A 15,216-nucleotide genomic window follows, 5' to 3' on the forward strand; every position below is an offset into this window, starting at 1 on the left:
GGGTTGTGGGGTCAATCCAGTATTGCGCTGGACATGGACGTTTACCAGATCGTCGGCACGGCATACTCCCGAATCTCTGGATCGAGCGTCATCAGCGGAATGCTTTCAGCCAAAGCCTGGGCCACAAGCAGGCGGTCGCCTGGATCGTGATGAATCTGCGGTAGACTCGCTGCGGCAAGAATGTGATCGAGCGTCACAGGCAGGAAGCTGTCGGAAAGTCTCTGGATGCGGGCGAAGACACCGGTCAAGGATGTCCCGGCGATAGGCAGCTTGCCACGCCCGACCTTGTTAAGAAGCTCCTGAAGCGTAACGTGGCTGACGACAAACTCATTGGATAGGTCGGACAGAAGCGTCGTTGCGAGCGGGGAGAGCCTATCCGGCGAATAGATCGCCCAAACGACAGCGTGCGAGTCAAGCAGGTATCTCAGAACTCACCCTGAATCAGCGGATGATCGTTCAGTTCGCGCTCTAGCTCCCGGTCGATGGCCTTCCACTCATCCCATTCGGGCACGACCATCTCTCCGATGCCTTCACCCAGGATGCGCGGTGCTGTGCGCTTGAAGGGAATGGAAGTGCGCCGCTGATGGAGGACAAGCATCGGCTGGCCATACACCTCGATCTCAACCTCCTCACCGTTTGAGGCGGCGAGAGCGAGATCGGCGAAGTGCTCCTGCGCGTACTGGGCGCTGACCTTCATGGGTTTAGGGTAGTAGAGCGGGGTTGTGGGGTCAATCCGGAAAAGACCAGTGAACCTTCACACTATGTTCAGCTGACGCTAGTGACGATCTGTCGGAAGATAAGCAACGGAGTCATGCCATACGCTGCAGCGGGTCTTCCAAGCCTTCGAGCCAAATCCTTTAATTTAGCCATCAGATCTATGAGGTTGTTTGCTTCTGGATCGTCTTCCGATCCGCTTGCTGTATCTTGCGAATCTGGAAAAGCATCCAGAACACCAAGCATATTCCATTCTCCCTCGACGTGTGTTCCGTATTTCAGGAATATGCTCGCAGCGGATGTCTCAAGGCTTGAATCGTTCAGGACAGCCCAAATCTTATGATCGCCAGTGTTCAGGACAGCCTGAACTGGGTGTGGCATGATGCTCAACAGCTTCAATATCCCTGTCTTCTTTTGAATCTGCTGTCTGCTTGCACTATCCTTTTCGCCGATCTGAGCTAAGACTTCTTGAAGTATCTTCGGCTCCGACCAGAGCCTCTGAAGCGTCGCCATGTCAAAAACCTGCAGCCCACCCGAAGCGAGAACGATCTGTCCAAGTCTGGCAGCATTCAAATTCCTCTTCAATAAATCTGCATTTTGTAAATAGGTAAGGAGAGAGATTGCATTTACCCAGAGCGGGTCGTAGGCGCGTTCGGCGCTATGTGTATTGCTGTCTGAAAACTTATCATCTGCAGACCCTTCAATCTTTAGTGCGGCAAGATTGAGGGTTGGCTTTAGAGTCTTGTTGGATTCGGCAGTTTCGGAATAGCCATCCATGTGCTTGATCGACTGAAGATGGCCGGACGGTTCAAACTGAGCAAGCAGGGAACCAACACGACGCACATCTTGGTACAAGAAGTCATAGACTGAAGGGCCTACCTGAAGCCCTTGCTCCACGTTCGATATCGCTTCTTGTTTTTTTGACATTTACTCTGATCTCCTCTTGACGGTTTCTGATAGTAGCAAATGACCGCAGAAGATCCTCACTAACAGAGTCCATAAGGCCGTCAATCGCGACGTGGAGGTCATTGGATTTTTGCACGGCTTTAGTGTTAGCAGAAGTTTTGTCTTTCGCCATAGCGTCCTCCCGTGAGGGCTTTCAGTGTACATCGACCGCTGAAAACGAAGAGTGAATTCTGAGGTTACGGGCTGACTCTTTCGAGTCAGCCCGTTGGTGTTTGTTCTTGCGCGAAGCGCGTCTGCTGCATGCGACGCCTACTCGGCGGCGAGTTCTTCCTGTTCGCCTTCCATGCGCATCTGCTCGAGCTCGCGCTCTTCTGCTTCGATCGCTGCCGTAACTTCCTGCTGGACCTGAGCTGCCGCTTCTTCGAGCTCCGGTGAGAGCTGAACGTTGCGGTAGTACTCCATGCCCGTACCGGCCGGGATGAGACGGCCGACGATGACGTTTTCCTTGAGGCCGCGGAGCGTGTCGACAGATCCATTGATGGATGCCTCTGTGAGAACGCGCGTGGTCTCCTGGAAGCTGGCGGCCGAGATGAAGCTGTCGGTCGAGAGCGACGCCTTGGTGATGCCGAGCAGCAACGAACGTCCGATTGCAGGACGGCCACCGGTCATCAGGACGCGCTGGTTCTCCGCATTGAAGCGGAAGCGGTCCGTCTGCTGATCGACGAGGAAGCTGGTATCGCCAACCTCTTCGATCTTCACCCAGCGAAGCATCTGGCGAACGATGGTCTCGATGTGCTTGTCCGAGATGGTTACACCCTGGAGGCGGTAGACCTCCTGGATCTCGTTGACAAGGTACATCTGAACAGCGCGCTCGCCGAGCACTTCAAGCACGTCGTGCGGGCTGCGCGGGCCGTCGATCAGAGGATCACCGGCACGAAGGCGCTCGCCTTCCTGCACGTTGACGTAAGTACCGCGGGGAACGCTGTACTCCTCTTCCTGACCGTTGTCGGCAGTGACATAGACCTTACGCTGTCCCTTCGAGACCTCGCCGAACCGGACGACGCCATCGATCTTCGAGATGATCGCTGGGTCGCGCGGCTTGCGGGCCTCGAACAGTTCGACGACGCGCGGCAGACCTCCGGTGATGTCCTTGGTACGCGTCGTTTCGCGCGGGATCTTGGCAAGGATATCGCCGGGGAACAGCTCGTCGCCATCGGCCACCATAAGGTGAGCGCGGCTTGGCATGAGGTAACGCTTGTTGCCGGCTGCGGACTTGATGATGATCGCGGGCTGACGCTTTTCGTCGGTGGAATCGTTGACGACGAGACGGGAGAGCCCGGTGACTTCATCGACTTCCTCGTTCAGCGTGACGCCTTCCTGCAGGTCCTTGAACTGGACGGTGCCGGAGATCTCGGTGAGCAGCGAGAAGGTGTAAGGATCCCACTCGCCGAGGCGTGAACCCTGCTCGACCTTGGTACCCTCTTCGATCTTGATCTTGGCACCGTAGACGACAGCGTAGCGTTCCTTCTCGCGGCCCTTGTCATCGATGATGGCAATGGATCCGTTGCGGTTCATCGCGACCAGGCCGCCATCCTTCGAACGGACGGTGACGAGGTTGATGAAGCGGACCGTACCCGCGTTCTTGGCTTCGATGTGCGAAGCGTCCGAGACGCGCGATGCCGTTCCTCCGATGTGGAAGGTACGCATGGTGAGCTGGGTTCCGGGCTCGCCGATGGACTGCGCCGCGATGACGCCGACGGCTTCGCCCATCTCCACCATCTTGCCCGAGCCGAGGTTACGGCCATAGCAGAGGATGCAGACGCCGCGCTTGCTTTCGCAAGTGAGAACAGACCGGATCTTCACCTTCTCGATACCAGCAGCCTGGATCGCGGAGGCGAGATCTTCGTCGATCTCCTGGTTCACTTCCACGATGGTCTTGCCCTCGAAGTCCTTGAGCTTCTCGAGCGAAACGCGGCCAATGATGCGGTCGCGCAGCGGCTCGATCGTCTCACCGGCTTCGATGATCGGGGTGACGTAGATGCCTTCGACGGTGCCGCAATCGTTGTGCGAGATGATGACATCCTGCGCAACGTCGACCAGACGGCGGGTGAGGTAACCCGAGTCAGCGGTCTTGAGAGCGGTATCGGCGAGACCCTTACGAGCGCCGTGCGTCGAGATGAAGTACTGGAGAACGGTAAGACCTTCGCGGAAGTTCGCCGTGATGGGGGTCTCGATGATCTCGCCCGAGGGCTTGGCCATCAGACCACGCATACCGGACAGCTGACGAATCTGCTGCTTCGAACCACGAGCACCGGAGTCGGCCATGATGTAGATCGGGTTCATGGCGCCTTCCTTGTCGGCGCGCTTCATGTTGTTGAACATCTCATCGGCGACGCGCTCGGTGACTCCCGACCACATCTGGATGACCTTGTTCGAACGCTCGCCGTTGGTGATCGCGCCGTCGAGGTACTGCTGCTGCATGGTGAGGACGGTCTTTTCGGCGTCGCCAACCAGGGTGTACTTCGAGTCCGGAATGACCATGTCGTCGAGACCGACCGAGAGACCGGACTTGGTGGCATAGGTGAAGCCGAGGTCCTTGATCTTGTCCAGCGTCTTGACCGTCACTTCGAGGCCGAGGTTCAGATAGCAGTAGTTGACCAGCTGGCCAATGCCCTTCTTCTTGAGCAGGCCGTTGACGTAGGGCATGCCTTCGGGGAGCGCATCGTTGAGGATGGCGCGGCCGACAGTGGTCGAGATGAACTGCTTGTTGAACTCGACCGCCTCGGTGTGTGTCAGGTCCTGGTCGTCGTAGGCCGTGGTCATGTCGAGCACCATGCCGGTGTAACGCAGACGGATAGGCGTCAGCGTCTCGACCTGCTTGGCTTCGAGCGCCATGAACACTTCTTCGATGTTCGCGAAGACGCGGCCTTCACCCTTTGCATTCACCTTGGCCTTGGTCAGGTAGTAGAGACCAAGAACGAGGTCCTGCGTCGGGACGGTGATGGGCTGTCCGCTCGCGGGCGAGAGGATGTTGTGCGAAGCCAGCATCAGCACCGAAGCTTCAATCTGCGCTTCAGGCGAGAGCGGAATGTGGACGGCCATCTGGTCGCCGTCGAAGTCCGCGTTGAAGGCGGTGCAGACGAGGGGATGGATCTTGATCGCCTTACCTTCTACTAGCACGGGCTCGAAGGCCTGGATGCCAAGACGGTGCAGGGTTGGGGCGCGGTTCAGCAAGACCGGGTGGTCCTTGATGACCTCTTCGAGGATGTCCCAGACGATGGGGTCCTGCATCTCCACCATCTCTTTGGCCTGCTTGATGGTGGTGCAGTGGCCGGTCTGTTCCAGGCGATGGTAGATGAAGGGCTTGAAGAGTTCGAGCGCCATCTTCTTGGGAAGACCGCACTGGTTCAGCTTCAGCTCCGGACCGACGACGATGACCGAACGGCCCGAGTAGTCGACGCGCTTGCCAAGCAGGTTCTGGCGGAAGCGGCCCTGCTTGCCCTTGAGGGTGTCGGAGAGCGACTTCAGCGGACGGTTGTTCGCACCACGCAGCACGCGGCCACGGCGGCCGTTGTCGAACAGAGCGTCGACGGCCTCCTGCAACATGCGCTTTTCGTTGCGGACGATGACCTCAGGAGCGTGCAGGTCCATCAGCTTCTTCAAGCGGTTGTTGCGGTTGATGACGCGGCGATAGAGGTCGTTGAGGTCCGACGTGGCGAAGCGGCCGCCGTCGAGCGGAACCAGCGGGCGAAGCTCTGGCGGGATCACGGGGATCACGTCGAGAATCATCCACTGCGGCAGGTTGTCGGACTTCTTGAAGGCCTCGACGATTTTCAGGCGCTTGGAGTACTTGAGCTTCTTCTGGAGCGAGGTCTCGGTCTTCATGCGCTCGCGCAGTTCGATCGAGAGCTCGGTGATCTCAACGCGCTTCAGGAGTTCCTTGATCGCTTCCGCGCCCATCATGGCCTTGAAGCCGGAAGGGCGGTACTGGGTGTCGAGTTCGCGGAACTTGGTCTCATCCTTGATGACCTCGCGCTCCTTGACGGGCGCGTCGCCTGGATCGACGACTACATACGATTCGAAGTAGAGAACAGCTTCGAGCTCACGCAGGCTGATGTCGAGCAGGTGGCCGATACGGCTGGGCAGGCCCTTGAAGAACCAGACGTGCGAGCAGGGGCTGGCGAGCTCGATGTGGCCGAGGCGTTCGCGGCGGACCTTCGAGAGGGTGACTTCGACGCCGCACTTGTCGCAGATAACGCCGCGGTGCTTCATGCGCTTGTACTTGCCGCAGAGGCACTCCCAGTCGGTGATCGGTCCGAAGATGCGGGCGCAGAACAGGCCATCGCGCTCGGGCTTGAAGGTACGGTAGTTGATGGTCTCAGGCTTGGTGACTTCGCCATGCGACCAGCTGCGGATCTTTTCGGGGCTGGCGAGCTGGATCTTGATGGCGTCGAAGTCGGTGATCGGACCGGTTAGTTCGAAAGGGCTGGAGCGGAACATAGTTTACGTCTCCGTTGTTGCAGCGGGCGGCTGCGGTTAGATCAATCTGTTCCGCGATGACTCCAGGCGCATCGCGATGCCTTTGGTTCTGGTGCCAGGTGCTTGTTTTCAGTTGTGGGTGTTACTCGTAATTCCAATTACTAGACCAAAGGTGGTGCCAATGCATTCCTGCGTAAGTCATGCTTAAGAATCCAAGAGCTATTAGTGGAACTCCCCGTATCAACGTAGCTTTAGTTATTGGTGCGTCCAAGTAGGGACGAATGATCTGAGAACCAGAGAAGACTAACAAGCCCCCAACTATAAAGATCAACCTACCTAAGACGACGGAGTGCATTTAGCTCCCGAAACTTACTGGATGGCAGCCTTGCGGCTGCCATCCACATTTGTTAGTCAGCCGCGGCGATGCTCGGCAGGGCGACCTTCTTCTGGTCGGCCTGCTTGATGAGCTCTACGTCGAGGCAGAGCGACTGCAGCTCGCGGATGAGAACATTGAACGACTCCGGCACACCCGGCTCGATCGCCGCCTCGCCCTTGACGATGGCCTCGTAGATCTTCGTGCGGCCAAAGACGTCGTCGGACTTCGCGGTGAGCAGCTCCTGCAGGATGTAGGCTGCGCCGTATGCTTCGAGCGCCCAGACCTCCATCTCTCCGAAGCGCTGTCCGCCGAACTGTGCCTTACCGCCCAGCGGCTGCTGGGTGATGAGCGAGTACGGTCCGATCGAGCGAGCGTGGATCTTGTCGTCGACCAGGTGCGACAGCTTGAGCATGTAGATGTAGCCAACGGTGGCGGGCTGTTCGAACGGATCGCCCAACATGCCATCGAAGAGCTGCGTCTTGCCCGAGCTCGGCAGGCCAGCGGACTTGAGCAGCGCCTTGATCTCGGTCTCGCGCGCGCCGTCGAAGACTGCCGTGCCGAACCAGATACCGCGCTTCATGCCGGCGGCCACGCGCATCGTCTGCTCGTCGTCGAGGTCAAGAAGCTGGTTGAGAGCGGCGGTCCCAGCAAAGCGCGCCTTGAACAGCTCGCGGACTTCGTTGGCCGACTCCATCTTTTCGGCGAGCTCGGCGACCTGCTTGCCGAGTTCATGTGCGGCCCAGCCAAGATGCGTCTCGAGGATCTGTCCGACGTTCATACGCGAAGGCACACCAAGCGGATTAAGGACGATCTCCACGGGCGTTCCATCGGGGAGGTATGGCATGTCCTCTTCCGGCAGAATACGGGCGATAACACCCTTGTTACCGTGTCGGCCGGCCATCTTGTCACCGACAGAGAGCTTGCGCTTCATGGCGATGTAGACCTTGACCATCTTGATGACGCCAGGCGAGAGTTCGTCGCCCTTCTGCATCTTGCCGATCTTCTCGTTGGTGATCTTGCGGAGAACGTCGATCTGACGCGAGGTCATCTCTTCGATCTCATCGATCTGCTCGTTGACGCGCGGGTCCTTGTCGGCGTAGCGAATACGCTTGAGGTTACGCGTCGAGATCAGCTCGATCGTGTCGCGATCGAGGATGTCGCCCTTGTTGAGCAGGCGCTTGTTGGTGCGCTCGTCGTGAAGGTCCGCCAGAACTTCCTTGGCACCAAGAATCGCTTCAAGGCGCTTCAGACGCTCGTCGGTGAGAATGCGGATCTCGTCAGCGAGATTGCGCTCGAGCTTCTCGATCATCTCCTGCTCGATCTGCTTGGCGCGCTCGTCCTTCTCCTGTCCCTTGCGGGAGAAGATGCGGACGTCGACGACGGTGCCTTCGATGCCTGGAGGGCACGTCAGCGAGGCGTCGCGAACATCGCCAGCCTTCTCGCCGAAGATGGCGCGAAGCAGCTTCTCTTCAGGGGTGAGCTGGGTCTCGCCCTTCGGCGTGACCTTGCCGACGAGGATGTCGTTATGGCCAATCTTCGCGCCAATGCGGATGATTCCCGACTCGTCCAGGTCGCGCAGAGCGTGCTCCGAGACGTTGGGGATATCGCGCGTGATCTCTTCCGGTCCAAGCTTCGTGTCGCGCGCTTCGATCTCGAACTCCTCGATATGGATCGAGGTGTAGTAGTCCTCGCGGACCAGCTTCTCCGAGATGAGGATCGCGTCCTCGAAGTTGTAACCGCGCCATGGCATGAACGCTACCAGGACGTTACGGCCGAGGCCGAGTTCGCCCTGCTCCGTGCAAGGCCCGTCCGCGATCACCTGACCCTTGATCACACGGTCGCCCTTGCGGACGATCGGCTTCTGGTTGATGCAGGTGTTCTGGTTGGAGCGCTTGAACTTCGTGAGCTGGTAGATGTCCGAACCAACCTCACGCGAAAGCTGCGTCGGGTGGTGCTCGCCTTCGACGCGCACGATGATGCGCTCGGAGTCGACCGAGTCGATGATGCCGTTACGCTTGGCCAGGATGACGGCGCCGGAGTCGCGGGCGGTGACGCCCTCCATTCCGGTTCCGACAAACGGAGCTTCAGCGACGAGCAGAGGCACCGACTGGCGCTGCATGTTCGCACCCATCAGAGCGCGGTTCGCGTCGTCGTGCTCAAGGAACGGCACGAGCGATGCGGCGACCGAGACAAGCTGCTTCGGCGAAACGTCGACGTAGTCCACGTCGGACTTCGAGACGAGGACGAAGTTGCCCTGGCGACGAGCATCGACGATGTCCTGCACGATGCTCAGGTCCGGATTCAGCTCGATGTTCGCCTGCGCGATGGTGTGACGGTCCTCTTCCCATGCAGAGAGATAGAAGCTGAAGGGCTCGAGATCCATGGTGCGCTTGCCTGCGGCCTTGAGCTCAGCGTTCTTTGCCTTCGCTTCGTTCACTTCAAGGTAGTCACCCTGGCGCAGACCGCTCTCACCAGCATTCGACACAGCAACGTAGTCGAGCACGATGCCGTCCTTCACGCGACGGTAAGGCGACTCGATGAAGCCGTACTCGTTGATGCGGGCAAAGCACGAAAGCGACGAGATAAGACCGATGTTCGGCCCTTCAGGCGTCTCGATCGGGCAGATACGTCCGTAGTGGGTCGGGTGTACGTCGCGGACTTCGAAGCCAGCGCGCTCACGCGACAGACCACCAGGCCCAAGCGCGGAGAGGCGACGCTTGTGCGTGATCTCCGAGAGCGGGTTAGTCTGGTCCATGAACTGCGAGAGCTGCGACGATCCGAAGAACTCGCGGATCGCGGCCATTACAGGCTTCGCATTGATGAGGTCGTGCGGCATCGCCGTCGACATCTCCTGGTAGACCGACATCTTTTCCTTGATGGCGCGTTCCATACGGACGAGGCCGATGCGGAACTGGTTCTCCATCAGCTCGCCGACAGCGCGAACGCGACGGTTGCCAAGGTGGTCGATATCGTCGACGTTGCCGATGTTCTTGCGCAGCTTGAGCAGGTAACGGATCGTCCCGTAGAAGTCCTCAGGCGTCAGCGTGCGGTGGTCGAGCCCGCTTGGGTCCTGGTTCTCATACAGCTTGATGTTGAACTTCAGACGGCCAACGCGCGAGAAGTCGTACTTGCGCGGATCGAAGAACATGCCTTCGAAGAGCGCCGTCGCGGTGTCGAGTGTCGGTGGGTCGCCTGGACGCAGCTTGCGGTAGATCTCGATCAACGCCTCTTCCGGCTTACGCACGGAGTCACGGCGAAGCGTGTTCGAGATGATGTTGCCCACGTCGTCGCGCTCCGGGAAGAAGACCTCGAAGCTGGTGACGCCCGACTGGATGATCTTGTGCAGCTTGTCGGCGGTCAGCTCCTGGTTGGCTTCGTACAGCAGCTCGCCCGTGGTGAGATCGACGACGTCCGAAGCGGTCATCGCGCCATCGAACTCGCTGGTCTCCACTTCGACCGACTCGATCGCGTGAGCACGCAGATTCTTCAGCGAACTGGGGCCGATCTTGCGCGTCGCAACAGCGATCTCTTCGCCCTTCGAAGTAACAGCAGCCGCAGGACGAGTTCCGAGCAGGTTGGTCGCCTTGTCGGTGCCAGCAACGACCCAGCCCAGCTTGCCTTCCTTCACGTTGATGGTATCGACCGTGTAGAAGGTCTTGAGGATCTCTTCATCCGTGCGCAGGCCAAGAGCGCGCAGGAAGATCGTTCCCAGGAACTTGCGCTTGCGGTCGATACGGACATAGAGCGTGTTCTTTTGGTCGTACTCGAACTCCACCCAGCTGCCGCGGTACGGAATGATCTTGCCGAGGAAGTAGGTGCGGTTGTTCGCCGTCTCAAAGAAGACGCCAGGCGAACGATGCAGTTGCGAGACGATGACGCGCTCGGTGCCGTTCACGATGAACGTGCCGTTCTGGCTCATCAGCGGGATGTCGCCGAAGAAGACTTCCTGCTCCTTCATGTCGCGCAGGCTCTTGACGCCCGTCTCGGGGTCTTTGTCGTAGATCTTCAGGCGAATCGTGACCTTCAGCGGGGCTGAGTAGGTCATGCCGCGCTCTTCGCACTCGGCCTGGTCGTACTTCAACTGCAGACCCACCGGATCTCCGCACTTGGTGCAGAAGTCAGGCGTGTTCTTGTTGTACGTTCCGCAGAAGTTGCAGAGCACATCGCCAGGGTGGAATGGATCGGTGATGACCATGTGTCCACACTGGGTGCAGGCAGTACGAAGGTGGTTCAGCCCCTTCAGGTAGCCGCACTTGCACTCCCAGTTGCCGATGGAGTAGTCAACGAACTCCAACTCCGAGACGTTGCGGAAGTCGGTGATCGGGAAGACCGAGGTGAAGACGGACTGCAGACCGTTGTCGTCGCGCTCCTGGGGCAGCTTGTCCATGAGCAGGAAACGCTCGTAGCTGCGCCGCTGAACTTCGATGAGGTTTGGAATCTGGATGGATGTTGGGATCTTTGAAAAATCGAGACGGCTGCGGATCGCGCGCATTTCAGACATGCTCTCTCCTGAGACTTGACTTCGAGGCCTCCCGAAAGCCGCGATAAGCATCCATCTGCCTGTCGCATTCGAGAGGTGAAGAGCAGCGGCTGCTGCCCTTCGGGTTCACTTCTGGTGTGCTTCAAAACTGGGTCTGACTGCCCTCGCTGCAGCCTCGCCCGCGCACAAAAATTTTTTCCGGCTAAACGTAGCCCGGGACTCTCTACTTTCTCGTACCGCAGCCCGATGCACCCTGGGCCTGAACTTTTTACTTCCGATTCACTGCTCCGGCTGCTATAAATCCGTAAGAAACGGTCGCCGCAGCCGATAAAGCTCCAGAGAAGCGGTTGAGACGGCAAAAGCGCCCACACGGACACGAACGTCCACGGAGCGCATAGACCGACTTTTGCACTTACTCTTGATTGCTGATAATTCGTTTCACCCTTGCTCGTTCACCGAGCTAGAGGCTTGCCTGTATCACAGTGTGCGTCCGCCGCAGAGGCATACCGTGGCCGGCCTCATAACCTGGCATTCCAGGATAGACCGGGATGAATCAGAGCTGACTTCGAGGATTGAATCAAAGATCAAGCAGAAACAGTGTTGAATCGAGCTATCCAATTGGGGAAGACTCTACCCGGCACATAAAACAGGTGCGCCCGGACAGAGGCGATATCTCCATTGGAGATAATAGCGCCTTCTGGCCGGGACTGCAAGCTGAGGAAATCTGTTACTTGGTTTCGACAGTCGCGATGCCTTCGAACTTCTTCACGATGGCGGCCGCATCTTCCTTCGAGACGTTCTCCTTCAACGGCTTGGGAGCCCCGTCGACGAGGTCCTTGGCTTCCTTCAAGCCGAGACCCGTAACTTCACGGACGGTCTTGATGGTGCTGATCTTGTTCGCGCCGGCATCCTTCAGGATGACGGTGAACTCGGTCTTCTCTTCCACCGGAGCTGCCGCTGCCGCGCCGCCGCCTGCTGCCGGGGCTGCAACCGCTGCCGCTGCCGATACGCCAAGACGCTCTTCGAGCTTCTTCACAAGTGCCGAAGCCTCGAGCAGGCTAAGGCTAACGATCTGATCTTCCAACTGCTGAATGTCCGCCATTTTCTTTCTCCAATTCAATCTGAACTTGTCTTGCTAACTACGTTCCGGGGCGAATCTTCTACCTCGGCTGCCCACATCCTTCCGGGTTTCCGCTGCGCCCAGACAAGCGCACCCGGCAGGATGAGGCAAAACTTGTTTATCCCTCTGCGGACTCGGTCGTCGCGGCCTCACCAGCCTGCGATGCCGTTCCGTTTTCAGGCTGCTCAGCTGCTGCCGACTCAACTACGTGCGCCTCAGCGACGAGAGCCGCATCTTCGGGAGGCGCTTCGGCTGCTGGAGCAGCTTCTGCAACCGGAGCAGCAGTCTCAACAGCAGGAGCAGCCGAACCAGCAAACTTGCCCTTCTCGACGCCCTGGTTGATGACCACCGCGAGATCGCGGCCAGTGGCGTTGATGACGGTAGCAAGACGCTGCGCGGGCGACTGGATCAGGAAGAGGAGCTTCGAGAAGAGCTCTTCCTTGCCCGGCATGTTCGCGAGTTCCTTTACCTCCTCGACCGTGATCACCTTGCCATCGACGATGCCGAGCTTGAAGGTGAACTCCGAGTTGTCCTTGACCCAGGTCGAAAGCGCCTTCGCCAGGGCGACAGGATCGCCCGACGTGTAAGCCACAGACGAGACGCCCTTGAGGCCCTGCAGAGCGGCTTCGATCTTGGTTCCAGCGCTGGCGCGTGCGGCCAGCTTGTTCTTCACGACGTGGTACGAACCGCCCGCAGCACGAACCGTCTTACGGAGGTCGAAGTCCTTATCGGCGGTCAACGCCTTGAAGGTGCCAATGATTGCGGATGTCGACCCGGCGAGTTCTTCCGCCAGCTTGCCGACCTTCTCCGTCTTCTGTGTCCTGGACAATGCCATAAAAATTTCCTAGCCTTAGCTGCCAGCGTCTCGTTCCTGCTGGCTGAAGTTTTGCGCCACTCTCGCGGCTGAAGTCATGAAATGCGTGAGTTAGGCGCGAGCGGCTGCGTCGGCAACGCCGTTGTCAAGCGCAATTCCGGGGCCCATCGTCGAGCTGAGCGTGATGCCCTTGATGTACTTGCCCTTGGCCGCCGAAGGCTTCGCCTTCAGAACGCTGGAGATAATGGTGGTCGCGTTATCGACCAGCTTCTGCGCGTCGAACGAGAGCTTGCCCACCGGAACGTGAACCAGAGCCGTCTTGTCCGTGCGGAACTCGACCTTACCAGCCTTGATCTCCTTGATCGCCGAAGCGACGTCGGTGGTCACGGTGCCGGTCTTCGGGTTCGGCATCAAGCCGCGCGGTCCGAGAACCTTTCCGAGACGTCCAACCGAACGCATCATGTCGGGGGTCGCGATGAGGGCGTCGAATGCGGTCCAACCCTCTTTCTGGATCTTCTCGACCATCTCTTCGCCGCCGACAAAGTCAGCGCCGGCCGCTTCCGCGTCCTTAATCTTGTCGCCCGAGGCGATTACAGCAACAATCTTGGTCTTTCCCAATCCGTGGGGCAGAACGACCGTGCCGCGAACCATCTGGTCTGCGTGGCGCGGATCGACGCCAAGTCGCAGCGTGATGTCGACGGTCTCGTCGAACTTCGCGTACTTGGCCTTTTGGAGGAGGGGGACTGCGTCTGCTAGGGTGTAGGGGCGGGGCTCAACGAGCGCGCGCGCCTTGGCCAAATTCTTGGAGATCTTCTGTGGCATCTTTATCCTTGTCTCCCACCCCTCGGACCTGTTGCCACCGGGCGTGGTGAATGACTGTCTTCCGCGTGGAGCGGAGGCACTCTTATGAGTATGCCTTATTATCCAAATTCGTGCAACCCGGCTTCAGGCCGCGATTTGTAGAACCTCCACGCTCGATTTCGCGCGACTATGAGCTGCGAGCGCGACAGCGATGGCGCTGGGCAGGAGGAAGTTCGCGTAGGGAAGATAGTCCCAGGCCCGAGAGGGTCCGGCGAGCACTTCTCCCAGCACCGACACAGGCACGAGCGCGAACGAAACTCCCAGGCACCACAGAGCAAAGGTTCTTGTCGCCCGAGCGGCAGAGGTCTGCGCCGGCATCGCGAAGAGCATCACGCATCCAGGCAGAAGAAGCGCCTGGTTGTATACCCACGCGAGTCCCGTGGGCAGAAGCGCAACCGTGATGGCAAGCAGAAGCGACAAGACGATACCCAGGTCGGGCGAGTCTGCGTGGACGCGCGTCGTCTGCCAGAGCGTCCGCAGACTCAGGAGAACGACGGCTGCCAGCATCGCTCCGCCTACCCAGCTACCGAAGAGGAGGCAGAGCGAAGGACGACCTCCCGTGTAGTGCCTGTAGTCGGCCGCGGCCACCATCCACTCGGTGAACCATCCGCGATGAAGCAGTTCACCGGCGACGATCTCGCCCACGAGCGTGACGACAAAGGACACCTGAAATCGCCAGTCGCGAAGCCTCAGACTGCGAATGAAGAGCCACGCCAGGAGCAGGATTGCAACCTGCGGCTTGATGGTCGTACACGCGAAACAGGCGCCGCTGAGGGTGGACTGGCCTCGCGCAAGGGCCACGGAGCCGAGTGAGATCAGAACCAGCGCGAGGAGCGTGAGCTGCTGATGCCGCAACGCCACCAGCATCGGCCAACTGGCAAAGGCAAAGACAAGGTAGAGAACGCGCCGGTCCCACGCACCTTCAACGCGCGTAGAGCGCACCCAGAACAAGGTAGCTGCCGTAACGCCCGGCAACGCGCCAAGCACGTAGGCGACGCGCGCAATTTGCCACGAGAGCCATGTCAGAGGAACCACGAAGAAGATGGTGAAGAGCGGGTAGGCGAAGACCTGCTTGTCCCTTTCACTTCCCCCAGGTAGAAGTGGAGCGCCATAAAACAGACGCTGTATCTCAGCGGTCGTGGAAGGTGCATAAGCGTCGCCTCCCGAGAGAGCGGCGCGAGCGGCAACCCAAGGCGCGCACAGGTCCGACCGGCCAGACATCCAACGGCTCATGACGTGCAGATGATACAGCCCGCAGACAAGAAGAAATACGCCCAGCAGAAAGGCCGCGACTGTCCTCGCGGAAAGAGGAAGGCCAGAGGCTTCTATCGCAACACCAGTCTGGGGATTCATCATGCTCACCCTAACTGAAGAGCGCACAGCGGCCAAGTAACAACCCGGGAGCGTGCTGGAACACGGAAGAGACGCAGCAACCATCGGATACTCGCGAGGTCCGTGAAGGCGGT

The 15,216-nt window shown here is 59.1% G+C and carries 9 protein-coding genes; all 9 read right to left on the reverse strand.

The features are described from left to right. Positions 1–41: 41 nt before the first annotated feature. Positions 42–428, reverse strand: a complete 387-nt coding sequence (locus OHL18_RS00495; RefSeq protein ID WP_317890477.1) for a type II toxin-antitoxin system VapC family toxin — start codon at positions 426–428, stop codon at positions 42–44. Beyond that, complete coding sequence (locus OHL18_RS00500) at positions 425–697, reverse strand: hypothetical protein (RefSeq protein ID WP_263372872.1); 273 nt, start codon at positions 695–697, stop codon at positions 425–427. Before OHL18_RS00500 ends, OHL18_RS00495 begins: the two co-directional genes overlap by 4 nt. Before the next feature lie 68 nt (positions 698–765). Further along, on the reverse strand, positions 766–1,641 hold the full coding sequence (locus OHL18_RS00505; RefSeq protein WP_263372873.1) for a hypothetical protein: 876 nt from the start codon (positions 1,639–1,641) through the stop codon (positions 766–768). Between the two features lie 288 nt (positions 1,642–1,929). Beyond that, the gene (gene rpoC / locus OHL18_RS00510) at positions 1,930–6,120 is read right to left on the reverse strand and encodes a DNA-directed RNA polymerase subunit beta' (protein ID WP_263372874.1); all 4,191 of its coding nucleotides are present in this window, start codon (positions 6,118–6,120) and stop codon (positions 1,930–1,932) included. A gap of 386 nt (positions 6,121–6,506) precedes the next feature. Beyond that, positions 6,507–10,976: a DNA-directed RNA polymerase subunit beta gene (gene rpoB / locus OHL18_RS00515; protein WP_263372875.1), complete on the reverse strand. Its 4,470-nt coding sequence runs from the start codon at positions 10,974–10,976 to the stop codon at positions 6,507–6,509. A gap of 706 nt (positions 10,977–11,682) precedes the next feature. Then, positions 11,683–12,057, reverse strand: coding sequence for a 50S ribosomal protein L7/L12 (gene rplL / locus OHL18_RS00520; RefSeq protein WP_263372876.1), 375 nt, complete (start codon positions 12,055–12,057; stop codon positions 11,683–11,685). Between the two features lie 136 nt (positions 12,058–12,193). Further along, positions 12,194–12,910 (reverse strand): 50S ribosomal protein L10, encoded by a 717-nt coding sequence (gene rplJ, locus OHL18_RS00525; protein ID WP_263372877.1) that lies wholly within the window; start codon positions 12,908–12,910, stop codon positions 12,194–12,196. A gap of 90 nt (positions 12,911–13,000) precedes the next feature. Beyond that, the gene (rplA, locus tag OHL18_RS00530; RefSeq protein ID WP_263372878.1) at positions 13,001–13,711 is read right to left on the reverse strand and encodes a 50S ribosomal protein L1; all 711 of its coding nucleotides are present in this window, start codon (positions 13,709–13,711) and stop codon (positions 13,001–13,003) included. Positions 13,712–13,834: 123 nt separating this feature from the next. After that, positions 13,835–14,971, reverse strand: coding sequence for a glycosyltransferase family 87 protein (locus OHL18_RS00535; protein WP_263372879.1), 1,137 nt, complete (start codon positions 14,969–14,971; stop codon positions 13,835–13,837). Between the last annotated feature and the right edge of the window lie 245 nt (positions 14,972–15,216).

Origin of the sequence: Granulicella aggregans, assembly GCF_025685565.1 — a bacterium.
Classification (GTDB): domain Bacteria; phylum Acidobacteriota; class Terriglobia; order Terriglobales; family Acidobacteriaceae; genus Edaphobacter; species Edaphobacter aggregans_B.